The organism is Candidatus Paceibacterota bacterium (genome assembly GCA_041666545.1).
Taxonomy (GTDB): Bacteria; Patescibacteriota; Minisyncoccia; order Phycocordibacterales; family JBAYGS01; genus JBAYGS01.
On record JBAYGS010000001.1, the window covers coordinates 176071 to 190933 of the forward strand.

At 46.8% G+C, this 14863-nt stretch carries 14 protein-coding genes; 5 read left to right on the plus strand and 9 right to left on the minus strand.

Features of this window, described 5'->3' with window-relative positions; translation table 11 throughout:
- Positions 1-66 precede the first annotated feature (66 nt).
- Positions 67-660, minus strand: coding sequence for a hypothetical protein (locus tag WCT25_00985; protein MFA6535987.1), 594 nt, complete (start codon positions 658-660; stop codon positions 67-69).
- Between the two features lie 92 nt (positions 661-752).
- Between WCT25_00985 and WCT25_00990 the strand changes: the two genes are divergently transcribed.
- Together WCT25_00990 and WCT25_00995 are read left to right on the plus strand one after the other, a co-directional pair.
- Positions 753-947, plus strand: coding sequence for a helix-turn-helix domain-containing protein (locus WCT25_00990; GenBank protein MFA6535988.1), 195 nt, complete (start codon positions 753-755; stop codon positions 945-947).
- A 24-nt stretch (positions 948-971) separates the two neighbouring features.
- Positions 972-1691, plus strand: a complete 720-nt coding sequence (locus WCT25_00995) for an IS30 family transposase (GenBank protein ID MFA6535989.1) — start codon at positions 972-974, stop codon at positions 1689-1691.
- Positions 1692-1825: 134 nt separating this feature from the next.
- On the opposite strand, the gene WCT25_01000 is transcribed toward WCT25_00995, so the two are convergent.
- A complete protein-coding gene (locus tag WCT25_01000) occupies positions 1826-2269 on the minus strand; it encodes a hypothetical protein (GenBank protein ID MFA6535990.1) in 444 nt (147 codons plus the stop codon).
- A gap of 131 nt (positions 2270-2400) precedes the next feature.
- Here WCT25_01000 and gpmI point away from each other — a divergent pair, with 131 nt between their 5' ends.
- Positions 2401-3909: a 2,3-bisphosphoglycerate-independent phosphoglycerate mutase gene (gpmI, locus tag WCT25_01005; GenBank protein ID MFA6535991.1), complete on the plus strand. Its 1509-nt coding sequence runs from the start codon at positions 2401-2403 to the stop codon at positions 3907-3909.
- Positions 3910-3915: 6 nt separating this feature from the next.
- Here the strand turns inward: gpmI and WCT25_01010 are convergent, their stop codons facing one another.
- The 5 genes from WCT25_01010 to WCT25_01030 form a co-directional block, all read right to left on the minus strand.
- Positions 3916-4395 carry a DUF456 domain-containing protein gene (locus tag WCT25_01010; GenBank protein MFA6535992.1) on the minus strand — a complete coding sequence of 160 codons (480 nt, stop codon included), beginning with the start codon at positions 4393-4395 and terminating at the stop codon, positions 3916-3918.
- A complete protein-coding gene (locus tag WCT25_01015; GenBank protein MFA6535993.1) occupies positions 4388-5029 on the minus strand; it encodes a DedA family protein in 642 nt (213 codons plus the stop codon). Before WCT25_01015 ends, WCT25_01010 begins: the two co-directional genes overlap by 8 nt.
- A gap of 165 nt (positions 5030-5194) precedes the next feature.
- Positions 5195-6379, minus strand: a complete 1185-nt coding sequence (gene dinB / locus WCT25_01020) for a DNA polymerase IV (protein MFA6535994.1) — start codon at positions 6377-6379, stop codon at positions 5195-5197.
- Between the two features lie 69 nt (positions 6380-6448).
- A complete protein-coding gene (locus WCT25_01025) occupies positions 6449-7735 on the minus strand; it encodes a hypothetical protein (GenBank protein ID MFA6535995.1) in 1287 nt (428 codons plus the stop codon).
- A 79-nt stretch (positions 7736-7814) separates the two neighbouring features.
- On the minus strand, positions 7815-9038 hold the full coding sequence (locus WCT25_01030) for a hypothetical protein (protein ID MFA6535996.1): 1224 nt from the start codon (positions 9036-9038) through the stop codon (positions 7815-7817).
- 147 nt (positions 9039-9185) lie between these two features.
- Between WCT25_01030 and WCT25_01035 the strand changes: the two genes are divergently transcribed.
- The gene (locus WCT25_01035; protein MFA6535997.1) at positions 9186-10022 is read left to right on the plus strand and encodes a hypothetical protein; all 837 of its coding nucleotides are present in this window, start codon (positions 9186-9188) and stop codon (positions 10020-10022) included.
- A gap of 325 nt (positions 10023-10347) precedes the next feature.
- Positions 10348-10920, plus strand: coding sequence for a CRISPR-associated endonuclease Cas2 (cas2, locus tag WCT25_01040; GenBank protein MFA6535998.1), 573 nt, complete (start codon positions 10348-10350; stop codon positions 10918-10920).
- 289 nt (positions 10921-11209) lie between these two features.
- On the opposite strand, the gene WCT25_01045 is transcribed toward cas2, so the two are convergent.
- Positions 11210-13027, minus strand: a complete 1818-nt coding sequence (locus WCT25_01045) for an alanine--tRNA ligase (GenBank protein ID MFA6535999.1) — start codon at positions 13025-13027, stop codon at positions 11210-11212.
- A 10-nt stretch (positions 13028-13037) separates the two neighbouring features.
- Positions 13038-14798, minus strand: coding sequence for a M3 family oligoendopeptidase (locus tag WCT25_01050; protein MFA6536000.1), 1761 nt, complete (start codon positions 14796-14798; stop codon positions 13038-13040).
- Positions 14799-14863 lie beyond the last annotated feature (65 nt).

Below are 14863 nucleotides of genomic sequence, written 5' to 3' on the forward strand. Positions count from 1 at the left end.
GGGGCGTTTTGTAAATTAAAACCCCCCTCAACTTCCGTCGAGGGGGGTGAATCGGCGTCGTCAGCTTTAGCGAGTGGTGGCTGAACAGCGTTCTTTGCGTTCGTCCCACCAGTTCATTATGCAGCTGGCTAAACCGCAGAAAATGGCGACCGAAATGACGGTACCGATAAAAATTGCCACATCCACAAGTACCCCCACCAGTAAACCTCCGACCACAGCAACAGCCGTACTGCGTTTGTCGAAACTGACATCCCAGCTAACCTTGCCACCACCGAGGTACTTGAAATTGCTGGTGGAGACCACAAGTGCTTCAGGAGCATAACTGCGACTAGCTTGCAGCATAACCGCCCCTTGGCAGTTCCTGTATACAGCCTCATACTCCGAGATATAGACCAGGTACTGCCCGTCAAGTTCCTTGAACTTTCCGAACTCGATCGTGTCTCTGCCAAAGCGGAACAGGCAACCGTTGGTAGAGGCTTTGTCCCATTCAGAATAATTCGTAAAGACCTTTGAATTTTCCGGAAGCCAGAAGTGGCCCTCAACTTTTCCTTTCTCCGCCAGGTGCTGACTTTTACTGATCAGCTTCCAGATGCAATAGGCCGGGCAAGCAATCGCAACGATCAAAGCAATAGTCAAACCGATATTTTTCAGAGTCTTCACTTGAGTTCCTTTCTTTTTTTGTTGTTTTTCCCCCAGATACCTTTGAAGTAGGACAGTTAGAATTAATGGACTAGCAATTAATCAACTGTCATATGAAATATCATCATTTGTCTTTTGAGGAGAGGTTTGCGATTGAGAAAATGTATCGCGCCGGTTCGGCTGTTCGTCAAATTGCCGAGTTTCTCGGTCGGAGCGCGAATACAATCAGCCGAGAAATACAGAAACACAGTGTTAATGGCATATATGATGCGACCAAAGCCAAACAGCGGGTTTCAATGAAAAGGTGACGAGCCAAGCGACAATGTTTGAAGGTGGCACTCTCAAGTTTCCTGTGTCTGTTTGTCGAAGAAAGACTGGAGAAGAAATGGTCACCCAAGCAAATCAGCGGGTACTTGAAAAGAGAGCTCGGAATCAGTTGTTCTGCCAAGGCCATCTACAAATTTGCCGAGTCGAGAGGCCTGGAACACCTGCTCTTTTGGGGCTGGAACAATCACAAGGGCGGACGGAAACGGGGGCGGTGGAAAACCTTGAAAGACGGCCGGAAATATATCGATTCCCGCCCTGTCCGGAACGGACCGGGACACCTCGAGCTCGACTTCATTGTGTCAAAAGAAAGCTCGTGGGTACTTTTGGTCGCGGTGGACTTCGTGGCCAAGAAAACTTGGGTCAGGAAATTGCCCAACAGAAAACGCGACACGATTCGTGCCGCGCTTTCCGGTCTGTTCCACGGTGTTGCCTTGAGAAGTATCACCACGGACAATGACCTGGCTTTCACCTGCTGGAGAGAATTGGAAGCCCTCCTGCAGGTACCAATATATTTTACACACCCTTACCATTCTTGGGAAAAGGGCTTGGTTGAGAATACCAACCGTTGGATCAGATGTTTTGTGCCCAAAAGAAGAGACATCGGGTCAGTGACTGAGGAAGAGTTGCAGGAAATACAGTCCTTCCTAAACGACCGACCGAGAGAAATCATTGGTTTCCAGACACCTTCGGAGTATTATTACAAACTTAACGAGTGTCCTACTTGAGGGGTAGCGGGAGGTTACTTGTTCTCCACTTATTATATCATACTTCGTAGCTAAATGTCAAGCGGTCGCGGTAAATTAAAAAACCGCCGAAGCTTACGCCTAGGCGGTTTGAGAGAACAAATCCACAACCCCTTTTAATGAAGACCCTCACCCAGTTCCTGCACAAAATAGTCCGTGATCTTTACGCAAGGAGATTCAAACATCCCCGAACCTGGACCGTCCCACAACCAATGGGTCCAGTACGTAAACTGCGTATCCCGGGGCCGAACCGCGGTCGAACACGCCACAATCTCAACCCAGGTTCTCGGAGAAGGCGCATCCTCATCTCCGACATGTGGTCCAACGGAAACTGTGCGACCATGCCGACAAATCGCGGCTTCCAACTCAAACTCCTTCTGCCGCTCGGCCTCAATCTCTCTGTCATCACCCCAAATGCTGGACACTGTCCAAACGAGATCCATTTCCCGAGGGTCAAAAGCCTGACCGAGCCTGGGGATAATCGCACCCTCAAGACTGAGAAGCATCTTCAGCAACTCCGGCAAGATTGACCCGTGTCGGACTCTTAGAACAAGGTTCATTTTTTTCTCCTACTTGTATGGGCTGTATTTGTTGAATACGGTCCAGGTTTTCTTTTATCCTTATATCACATATCCATACAAAATATCAAGCCCTAGAAACCGGCCTCAAAATAGGCTAAAATATAGGCTCTATGAACAAATCTAAACAAGTTGCTTTAATCGTCCTCGACGGCTGGGGTTATCGAGAGGACCCAAAAGATAATGCCATCGCGGCCTCTAAAAAGCCGTTCTTCGACTCCCTTTGGCGAGATTACCCACACTCCCTACTTAAGGCTTCTGGCAACGCCGTGGGCCTCCCGGAAGGTCAGATGGGCAACAGCGAAGTCGGACATACCACGATCGGCGCCGGAAAAATTTGCGATACCGAACTTGTACGAATCGGCAAGTCAATTGAATCTGGCGAGTTTGATAAAAATCCAGCCTTCACTTCCCTATTCGAGCATGTCAAAAAACATGACTCGGTCCTGCATGCTCAAGGTCTGGTTTCTTCCGGCGGGGTCCACAGCCACCAAGAGCATCTTTATGCTTTCCTGCGTCTAGCCAAAAAAGTTGGAATTAAAAAAGTTGCTATTCATGTTTTCACTGACGGCCGAGATACTGCCCCGCAAAGTGGCGCCGGTTATTTGAAAGACCTGGAAAAAGTTGTTGCCGAAGTTGGCAACGCTTTTATCGCCTCAATCTCCGGACGATTTTATGCCATGGACCGAGATCAAAACTGGGACCGTCTGAAAAAAGCCGAAGAGGCAATTTTTGAATGCAAGGGTAATGTTTGCAGCATCAAGCCCTCCGCTTACCTTGAATCACTTTATAAACAAAATCTTAAAGACGAACTCTTAGAACCAATTGTCTGCTTGGACGAAAAAGGTCAGGGTTGCGCTATCAGCAAAAATGACGGCGTGCTTTTCTTCAACTTCCGAGCTGACCGTGCCCGAATGCTCACCGAGAAAATTTTGGAGCGCCAAAAAGCCGACAATTTGGCGGTGGTCACTTTTTGCGAATACGACCCGGATTACAAATGCCTGGTCGCCTTCCCGCCAATCAAAATCGAAACGACCTTGGCCGCTGAAATTTCCAAAGCCGGACTCACTCAAGCCCACATCGCCGAGACAGAAAAATTCCCTCACGCCACTTACTTTTTAAATGGCGGACGAGAAGAACCCTACAAAAACGAAAAGCACATTATGCTGCCGAGTCGCAAGGATATTAAGACTCACGACCAGGCTCCGAAAATGCGGGCCGAAGGAATTGCCGATAAGGCCGTTGAGGAAATCAAGGCCGGCGATGATTTTATTTTCATCAACTTTGCCAACCCAGACATGGTCGGCCACACCGCGAATGTCCCGGCAATTGTCGAGGCTATCGAGGAGACTGATCGGCAACTCAAGCGAGTTATCGAAGCCCTCACGGCTGCAGGCGGAGTCGCTTTTATCACAGCTGACCACGGTAATGCCGAAATCAATGTTGACCAGCAGACTGGAATCCCTCACACCTCGCACACCACGAACCCGGTCCCGGCCATTTTGACTTCTCACGATTACAAATTGAAAGATGGCGGACTCGCCGATATTGCCCCAACAATTTTGCAACTTTTAAATCTCGGGGCGCCGAAGAGTATGCTTGGCCAGAGTCTGATTAGCTAGCTACTCCTAAAAAGCAAAAACCAGAAAAAGCGTTATAAAGGTGACAACAATCACCAGGTTTATGATTATGCCCGCCAAAGTCCCGATAAGACTGCCCGTGGCCGCTTTTAGGGCCGATTTTGGCCCCCTACGACCATAAATCTCCCCTATTAGCACTCCCAGAAATAGGCCGGCCAAAGGCCCGAAAGGTAGCAAAAATGAGCCCACTAGGGCACCTATCAGGCCCCAAAGCATAGCCTGGCGGGAAGCTCCGCCATATCGCGCTCCTAAAAGTCCGGAAAATGAATCAACCAGAATTGAGATGAGCCAAAGCAAACCAAGAACACCCAACTCTTTGAAAGTTAAGGCCTTGAAGGAGCCGAGCGCGCTGAAAATTAAAGACACCAAAACCAGATAAGGCAGAGTCGGGGCAAAGGGAATAAAAACCAAACCCAAGGCTGGTAGCATCAAAACTGCAAAACCAATAATTAAAATTGTTTCAGTCATTGTATTCTTCGGGAGTATTCTCGTCTAACCAACGATCGATTTTGTTATGAACAAAAATATAACTGGCCACACCCAAGATAAACATTACAAAAACGAAAATTCCATGTCGAACATTTTCAAATTTTGAAACCAGGACCAAAAATTGGCTATGGAAAATATAGCCGATGCCGGCATAAAGCAGAGTGTAAAGAACAATTGCGAAAAGATTGTAAATTTGAAATAGGTACGGTTTCATTTTCAGAGTACCGGCCATAATCGGGCCAACGAAACGGAAGAGAGGCAAAAACTTGGCCACGAAAACAAATTTCTTGAGGTGGGCGCGGACAAACTCCAGATTGCGGGTAATTTTTACCTTACCGGCATAGTAGCGAAGGGTCTTGATATGCTTATTGTTGCGCCTAGCCAAGCCGAACAAAATCGTATCGCTCAAAATCATTGCCACGACACAGACCAAGACTGCCGCGTAAAGGTTGAGTGAGCCGGTACTACTCACATAGCCCGCCGTAATTAGAACAATCTCCTCCGGGAAGAAAGTAATACCGCCCGAAAAAATCGCACTCAAAAAGATACCTAAGTAAGAAAGGTGTCCGGCGAAGGTTCCAATATCCGATAACTGTTCCGGCCCAAAACTCATAGGCTATTATGATAGCATCCCGTTAGAGATAGGTCATCCCGGATGACCGTCACGTGGGGATAACCACTTTATTTTGAGAGAGTATGTAAAATTTGGAGCCGCAATAATGTACAGAACAAAAATATCTCTAACGGGATAGCACATTCGAACCCTACCCTGTCCGCATCAGCTTAAATGCTCAATTCGCAGACCGACTAGACGAATCGGCTGACCGTATTTATTTTCTCTTTTGTCCAAAAACATCAAAAGAGTCTTAACTGCCCACTTTTCGAGCGCCTCTTCAGAATCAGTTGGAACAGTGAAAGTTTTTGATCTGGTCTTAGTTGTAAAATCCGAAAAACGCACCGTAAGCACCGCGGTTTTAAAACTCTGAAAACCGCCGGTTTTTAATCTGACACAAATCTTCCTGGCCATTTCTTCGATTCTCGGCAATAACTGACCAAGCTCATTCGAATCCTCCGGCAAGGTCTCGTGCTGGCCGATCGATTTGGCCGCCTCGACAACTTCAATCGGCCGGAGGTCAATCCCCCTCAATCTTCCGAACAGCTCGTGGCCAAATTTGCCGAAAATATCAATCATTTCCGCTAAAGATAGCTCTCTGGCCTTGGCAACACTTGAAATCCGTCTTTTTTTGAAGGCCAAATCAGCTTTCGGCCCGATTCCTGGAATCGAACGCAGGGGCACTTGTTCGATAAACTTTCCCGCCTCGCCAGTTTCGACTACCGTCAAACCATCAGGTTTTTTAAAATCGGAGGCAATTTTGGCAATCAATTTGTTGGGGCCAAGGCCAATCGAGCAAGTCAGTTTTTCCTGTTTTTTAATTTCCAACTTAATCGCAGTGGCAATTTTTCGAGCTTTGGCGAAACTGCCGGCAAAACTTAAATCAAGATACATCTCGTCAATTCCGGCACTCTCAAGAATTGGCTCTCGACTATCAGCCCCATTTTTAAGTAGGGTGGCCAAGGCTAAGGCACCAATCCTCTCCGAAGTAGTTTCGTAAGCGTGAAAGTTGGTCGAAAGAAAAATCACCTCCGGCTCACCGCGCTTTTTGGCCTCCTTGGCCAACTGCCAAGCGCGAGAAATTGGAATGGCCGAGCGAATCCCATATTTTCGGGCCAAATAATTGGCGGTTGAAACCACTCCCCGACCTCGACCACCGTTTGGATCCGAGCCAACCACAATTGGTCGACCAGAAAGATACGGTCGGTCTCTTTCTTCAACCGAAGCGAAAAAAGCATCCATATCAAGATGGGCGATGATTCTTTTCGGATTATTTTTTAGTTCCGGCAGGATTGGCTCGAAAAGAGTTTTCTGCTGGCGATTTTTTCTGACTCCTCGGCTTTTGACCATACTGTCATTTTACACCAATCAGATTATCGCAGTGAATACAAAAAACCGGCGCCCGCCGGTTTTTGGTGACTAATTTTTTGGCTCAACAATTTCGATGTTGATTCGATTTTCCTCGTCCGGCAAATTACTCTTCCAGAAAGGTCGGACTGAGACCGAAGCATCTTTAATGCCAGGATAGTTGGCAAAGACTCGGCTAGTGTCAGACTTTACCAAGCCGACCAAATCGGTTTTCAAGGCCTTAGTATCAACACTCCACACGATTATCGGCTGACCCTTCAAAGTAAAGGTTAGGGCCTGATCACTCCCGGTCTTGCCGGCACCTTGGCTAACCAGGGCGAATTTCAGGTCGGCTAGATTGGCGATTTCGACGGGTTTCTTATCGAATGTAGCCAGAGTCGATTCCGCCACAGCCCGAGCCAAGCGACCAGACTCGATAATCACAGCTTTAAGTTCACCGGTTTCGCCGACTGACGCCGTATTTTTATCAACCGTAGCAATCGGGGTTGGCGTAAAACCAATCTTGATGGTCTCATTGAAAATTGTGAAGCCTTGAGGAATAGATTTTTTTACCTCGGCGCGCAAAGCCTCATTAAGGCGAGCCTCAACTTTGGCAAGGGCGGCAATTCGATCGGCCTCCTCAACTTTTTTCACCGTGCCAACAAAACCGCCGATCATAGTAGTCTTGGAACGGGCATAAAAACCCTGATACCTTGGATCACCCTTGAAGCCCGGGATTGTAAAATCAACCAGGCCGAGATTGTATTTCTCTCCGGCTTCATCAGCATAAACAGTTGTCTCCACACTGCCCGGCACATAAACTCCGCCACTCTTGGTTCGACCCGGCACAGTCACCGAATCATGGATGCGATAGACTAGACCTTCGGCAGTCTGGAAGCGGGTATTTTTAATTAGCCTCTGTGTTGCCCCACTGTAGTTGTTGTAAATGATGATCTGACCGGAGGCACTTTGCGAAACCGCTTCCTCGCCGTTGGCCTTGACTTCCTCGCTATCGCTTTTTTTCAGTGACAACTCTTGGTAGATTAAATTACTATCGCTCACTGATTCCGGATAGGCCACAAAAGAAGCGTCTAGATTTGCCGTCGCTGATTTTGGATTGATACTAATTTTCGCGCTTGAGAATAAGGACATGAAAGCGGCCGCGGCAAAAATCACGGCCAAGCCGGCCAAACCCCAAAGCACTTTACGAGCTAGTCCAGAATGTCGGTCGTCATCGGGCATCTGCAGGCGGTCACTGCGCTTCATTACCGGTCGAACTTTCCGGCCGTTAGGCAGAGGAATCTTGCGAATACTTCGCTCATTTGGTGGCAAAACATCTTGTAAAATATTTTTAGGCATAATTAAAATGGCAAAAGAGGTTATTTCCTAAATTTTAACACAGGTCTAGATAATTCTCGCCTGTGCATAAGTCGCACCCCTAAAGACTATTTAGAAAAATGGTATGTAGGATTGAAAACGGGTCGATTTGGGCCTTTTTGCCGAGTCGACAAAATTGCCGAAGATCGGCAACCGAGACAACCTTGACCGAGAAAGTCTGCTCGAGTGCGGCAAACTGAGTAAACTTGGCACTCTTAACCCATAGAACTAAAGTTTCCATAAATTCCTCGTGGGTAATCAAAAAAAGTTTTTCCGGCAAAACTTCGTTGGCACCGAGCCGTTTCAGGGCCGAATCAAACTGCCTGAGCCATGCCAATTTAGTTTCTTCGTTGGCTTCTTTAAGGGCAAGCGGTGTTTTGACTTCTTCAGTCGGCGAATTGACCAAGCGTTCTTGGTGCATTTTGATTGACGAAATTGCCACCGAGTTCGGCGCTCCGGCCGCCTTGGCCACCGCCCGAACTAGAGAGTTACCGCCAAGCGGATATGAGACCGCCTCATGCAAAATTCCATCCCGAACCAACCAGATTTCAGTGACTTCACCACCAATCTCAACCAAAAGAAAATCGGTTTCGGAATGAAAAATATTTCGGAGGGCCGAAAAGCTAGACAAAGTGAAGGTGTGAAATTTAGGTAAGACACCGAGAAACTCTCGCGCCACCATCTCCTGAATTTTTTGGAGTAAATCAGCCGGAGCCACACTCAAGAAAAGTGTTAGAGCCAATTCATCCGCTTCTTTCCCGTATGGCTTGGCGGTTTCGTAGCCGTTGAGCTTCAATTGGATGACGTGTTTTTCCAGCTTCACCATTTGCCGACCACCGTGCTCGCCAAAATCACTCGCCTCCTCCACGGTCAAAAACCGGCTCTCCTCACCCTCTATCAATTTGGCGACCAGATTTGGCGTAACTTCAAAAGGTTTGTCTTGTCGCATCACTAGTCTTTTCGTTTCTGAAGCAAACCACGGTGAGGATAAAATGCAGTGAGCTTGCCTAATCTTCCCAGCACCAAAACGAGTAAAATGCAGGTGCTCCAGGCCCTCTCTAGAAATTCTTTTTAAAACACGATTCAAGGTCTCGAGCGTCAATATCGCAAAACGCTTTGGGTCCCGATTTGGCTCGATTGGAATCGGCTCTCGATAAGTGTAGACAACCTCCGGCCGGTCAATTTTAGAAATTTTTGAAATGGTGGCCGCGATACTTGAACTGCCAATTTCCAAAATCAAATTAACTTCTTCCTTTGGCTGTCTTCTGAAAGGGAAAAAATTCATTTATAAATTATAACATGAAGACTGGCGGTTGAACTGTGAATACTTGTCGCCACCTACGACTAACTTGTGATGTTTGACAAATTTCCTTAATTATGTATTATTTAGAGAGCAGCTCCTTGAGAAAAACAATCAAAAAATGAGGAAATTATGACAAGCATTCAAAAGCGGTTTCTGTTTTGTGCGTGCGGTGGAGCGATTGGCGCCACTCTGGCGTTTGAGTTTCAAGCCTGGTGGTGGCTCATTTCGGCCATCTCCGCCTTGACCGGCTGGATTTCGGCGGATTATGCTGGCTTCCTCGTCGGCTGTCGGCAGACCTACGGCAAGGCCAAGTCGGAAATCTCGGCCAAATTTAAGAATTGTTTCGGCCACACCATGCCGAACAGCAACGCAGAAATGCGGTCTCTGAAAATCCGCGATTACACTCTTGGGGCCGCATTCATCACCATTCTCGTGCCGCAGGTATTCCTAGCAACTTTTCTTGTGTGCACAACAATCGACTTAACAGTCTTCCATCGCGCTGGCCAGGTGTTCCTTCTGTCGCCACTCCAAGCTCTTGCTAATGCAACTATCACCGGCCTACAATTCGGTTTTGGGTTGGGGATTACCGTTGCGGTACTCTCCGCCCATGGGCTCCGCAACGAATCTAAGGAGTACTTTGAGAAAGACATCGCCCAGATTAGTTCCGGGTTCAAATACCTGAACCCCTTATTCTGGGTCCCCTTCATTCCTCTGACTGTCGTGAAATTCACAGCTCGCCACCTGAAAAACCTGATTCGTCTTGTCCACAGTGATGAGCGGGCCGTTTATGCGATCTGCTTTACCGCCGGCACCATCGCCGGATTTATCGCCGGCCGTTCGCTTGAATTGCCTCACCTTGGCCGGCTGACGGCCACCTTGGTTGGCGCCCTCACCGGCTTTGGTTTGGCCTGGCTCGATTGGAAAATTCTTTCCCTCAGGCTCGGCTGGCGAACCATCAAATCTTGAGCTGACTTAATTCGCTCACACCTCACTCTTCCCAGGGTGAGGTTTTTTCAATCCCAGGAAACCCCGTCCGACTCTTCCCTCTCTAGGGCGGGGCTGAGTGGGCAACGGCTTAGCGCATTCTGATGTGCTAAGCCGTAATCATTCTGATGCCTTGAAAGGAAACCTCGGTCGTAGCGGAGCGGAGGCCGGGGAGGAGGTCATTAATTTATCTAAAAATTCGAACCGCAGTCCAATACCCGACCAACACCTTGCAACAAGCCTTCCCCCTATCCCCTCATCATTATCCCCATACAAATTACTCGCGGTCGTGTATAATTTGTATGTTATGGGAAAGGCTGAAGAACAATCAGGAAAACGGGAGCAGAGGGAGAAAATCAAGGAGACACTTCTGCTGGCTGTAAAAGCGGCCGGGGTGTTGTCCGTTGCCCTGCTCGCACCCAACGCTCTAAAAATGTTTCGATCTCTAAATTCAAAAAGCCCAAACCTAACATCACGGGTAAATCGGTCACGAAATCGACTTATTAAGCAGGGTCTTCTTAAGTGGCAAGCCGGTGGTTATCTACGACTAACCGACAAAGGCGAACAGTTTTTGAGAATATCAGAGGCTAAAAGCTATGCGCTTAAGCGGCCTAACCGATGGGACAAAAAATGGCGAATCTTGGTTTTTGATATTCCGGAGTATCGGCACAGTTTGCGGGATAAAATCAGAAATATTTTAGGCAGTATCGGCTTCATTCGACTCCAGAATAGTGTCTGGGTTTATCCCTACGATTGTGAAGATTTCATCACCTTATTAAAGGCCGACCTAAAGGTCGGTAAAGATTTGCTATATGTGATTGCTGACTCCATTGAAAACGATCGCCAAATTCGCACCAAATTTGGCTTGACCAATGACTAGCAACCATTGACCCTTTTGCCTTCAAAATTTTATCAGTCCCAAATTCTAAGGTGGCGACAGACCTGAAAATATTGTCACCATTTAGTTCCGGAAAATCATTCCAATCCCACGGCAGATCCTCGCCAGCCCACCTTGCCTCCTCATACATTTTTTCCACGACCGCGATAAAAATGTATGAGGAACAGCTAAAGAAAACCTGTAGGAAAAGCTACAGAGCACACACATGTGGCGGTTTATCTTAGATTGGAAAAAGAGTGCCTGCGTGGCGAAAAATTCTAGGCTGACACAATTATAACTCGAGTACAGCTTTAATACGCCGCACGCCAGCTGAAACCGCTTCTTCTTTTTGGATTCTAAAGTGACCGAGCTCGGAAGTATTTTTCACATGAGGCCCGCCACAAAATTCTTTTGAGTAGGCTGAGCTTAAATCATTGCCGATATAGTGAACTGAAACCGTCTCGCCGTATTTGTCACCAAAGAAATGCAGGGCGCCAGACTTTTCCGCTTCAGCTTTTGGCAATTCGACTCGATGAACATCGAGTTCGGCCTGAATTTTCTCATTTACAATCGCTTCGACTTTTTTCTTCTCTTCATCGGTCATTTTTTGCGGATGAGTAAAATCAAAACGCAATCTCTCCGGCGTGATATTACTGCCTTTTTGAGAAACGTGGTTACCTAGAACATCTCGAAGCGTCTGGTGAAGCAGGTGGGTTGCCGTGTGGTACTTAACCGACATTTCTGATGTGTCCCCTAGCCCGCCTTTAAATTTCTTCTCGGCACCGGCGCGAGAAATCTCTTTATGCTTTTCGATCTCATCTCGGAATCCAGCAACATCGACCGAAAGGCCACGCTTTTTAGCAAAATCTACTATCATATCTATAGGTAGACCGTAGGACGAGAACAGCAAGAAAGCATCTGCACCTGAGATGTCTGAATTTGCGTTTTTTTCCAATTTACTCAAACCGTGCTGCAAAGCCTTACCAAACTGGACGACTTCATGAAAAATCACCGAGATAATCTCCTCTTTCCGATTATCAATTTCTTTGTAAGTATCGCTGTAGACAAAAGCAACCATTTCAACAATCGATTTTATTTCTAATTCCGAAATCGTCTTGTTTGGGATAACAGAGACTGCCCTACGAATCAAACGGCGCAAAAAATATCCACGATCAACATTTGACGGAAGCACGCCGTCGACAATCAAGAATATCGCTGAACGCAAGTGATCTGCAATTATTCTGAGCGATCTCAGGTCATCGCCAAGAACAGAAGTTATTGCTCTGACTACCGAAAGGCCATCCTGTTCAAACACACTCCCGGTCAAAATGTCTGGGTCGTAATTCGTCGCTGCAGTTATTCGCTCAAGCCCTCCACCAAAGTCTACATTTCTCTGGGCTAATTTTTTAAAGCTTCCATCGGCCTGTTTTTGATATTCCATGAAGACCGAATTACCGATTTCCATAAAACGTCCGCAGTCACAATTCTGATGACATTTATCAGCTTTCCATTGTGAACCAGCATGAGTTCCCTTTTCATCATCAGGATCAAAATCAAAGAACACTTCAGAGTCCGGACCTCCTGGTTCTCCCGCTGGCATATTTTCCGGCACCCCAGAACGTGACCACCAGTTTTTCGTGGCACCGTAAAATCTAATGTGACTATCTTCGATCCCTAATTTTCGCCAAATTTCCGCCGATTCAGTATCCTTGGGAAGTCCGAGCTTTTTGTCACCTTCAAAACAGCTCACCCAAAGTCTTCTAGAATCAAGTTTGATCTCCTTAACTAAAAACTCGTACAAATAGCTGAGTTGCTCTTCCTTCCAGTAATCCCCCAGCGACCAATTACCCAACATCTCAAAGAAAGTCGTATGACGATTGTCACCAACTTCTTCAATATCTTCGCTCCGGAAACACTTCTGTGAATCGGCCAAGCGCGTGCCTGCCGAATGCTTTTGGCCCAAAAGATACGGCACCAGGGGTTGCATACCTGAACCGGTAAAAAGTGTCGTCGAATCGTTTTCTGGAATCAAAGAGGCCGAAGGGATTATCTTGTGTCCCTTGCTTTTGAAAAATTTTAGGTATTTTGTCCTAACATCATTTAGCTTCATAGGCTCCACTTTACCGCTTTTTGAGGAGCGACTCAAGCCGGTCGATGTTTTTCGAGACCGATCTCAAGCCCTCAACAAAGAAAGCCGGATCAGATACATCAATACCAATTGACCGGAAAATGTCTTCAGGACTTTGACTGCCACCGGCGCTTAGGAACTGTTTAATCTTGGCCAGGTAGCCTTTATCGGCCCGGTATCTTTCGTAGAGCGCTTTGCTGACCAACTGGCCGAAAGCGTAGGAGTAAACATAGAAAAAGCGTCTGATATGGGACCAATAGACGAAGAAGTAGCCGTCGTCCTCGGTAAGCTCGACCGCCGAACCCAAATATTTTTTCATTTCTGAATTCATTAGAGCCGCAATCTCTTCTTTAGTTAAAGCGCCCTTCGCCCTAATCTGATTATGAAGCGCCAATTCAAAATTGAAACAGGCAATCTGACGCCAAATAGTTTGAATGTCATCGTTGATCCGATCATGTAAGGCGATAACCTTCTCAGCCTCGGTCAAACGGCTGAAGATTTCCTCAAAAGCCAGATTTTCAAAAAAGGTGCTGGCAACTTCAGCCGAGGCAATCGTGTAATCGCGATAAAGTGGTGGTTGGTTTTTACGGCTGTATTCACCGTGAATTGCATGACCCATCTCGTGTGCCAAGGTCATCACCGAGTCGGCCGTGTCCACATGATTAAGGAGCACGAAAGTCGGACCGATTTGGTTGCTCGAGCAATAGGCTCCGCCAGTTTTGCCGACTTTAGGAAAAACATCAATTTGCCCGGCTTCAAGATAATCCGAAAAAATTCTGGCAAACTCCGGATCCGCCGCGCCAAAAGATTTCTTAATCAAGTCCACCCCATCGGCAAATGCAAATTTATGGTTAATGTGGCCGATTGAAACATTGCGGTCGGCATAAGTCAGTTTTTTAGCCTTCAATAGTTTGGCCTTTAAGCGATAAAAGCGATGACTAATTGAAGCGTGGTCATTTACGGCCGCCACTAAGGATTCTACGGTTTTCTCCTCATTTTCATAGGAGAGAAGCGTACCTGAATAAGGTTTTTTAAAGTGGCGCAATTCATCGTTAATTTTCTTATCGATGACAATCGCGTTGAGTTCGGCCTCGGCAAAGCTACTCAAATCTTTCAGTCTGGCCATAATCTCGCGGTGCAGGAGCACTCTTTCACCTCCTGGCAAATCGGCCACCAAATTTATGGCCTGGCCGATCGACAATTTCTTTTTGCCGAAGGTGATTGAATTCCTGCCCAAAATTTTCTCATTGCCGGCTACCCACAGACTCTGACTCGGCTGGGCTTTTAGACTGAGAATTTTTTCCTCCGGCTCGGAGAGATGATGCTTGGACCATCGGAAAACTGTTTTGAGATAATACTTGAATGGGGCGAGCTGTTTTGATTTCAAAAACTGCTTTTGTAGGGTCGGAGAAATATTCTCCAGTGCCAACCGGAAAAATAAAAGCGAGTTGTCAGCTTTGGTCAGGCGGTCCAGCAAAAGATTGGACTTGGCCTCTGCCTCATGGTCGTGAGCATTTAGATCCTGGCGATAACCCAAATAGTTTAAAGCCCAAGAAGATCGCAAACTGTCAAAAAGATACCCGTAATCGGTCAGTGCTTTAAAGAGCTCACCTTCGTCAGTTGTATATGATTTGCTATTTCTATATTTCTTAGCAAAAAGGCCGTAGGCCCTTTCCAGAGCTTTAATATCTTGTTCAATTTTCGGGTCCAAGATGGATTTGTATAGCAAATCAAGATTCCAAGTGGTTTTCATCCCGTTAGAAATTTTTAGTTAATAACTTAGTGTTACTTAGTCTAGCAGATTCACTCGCAAAGGCC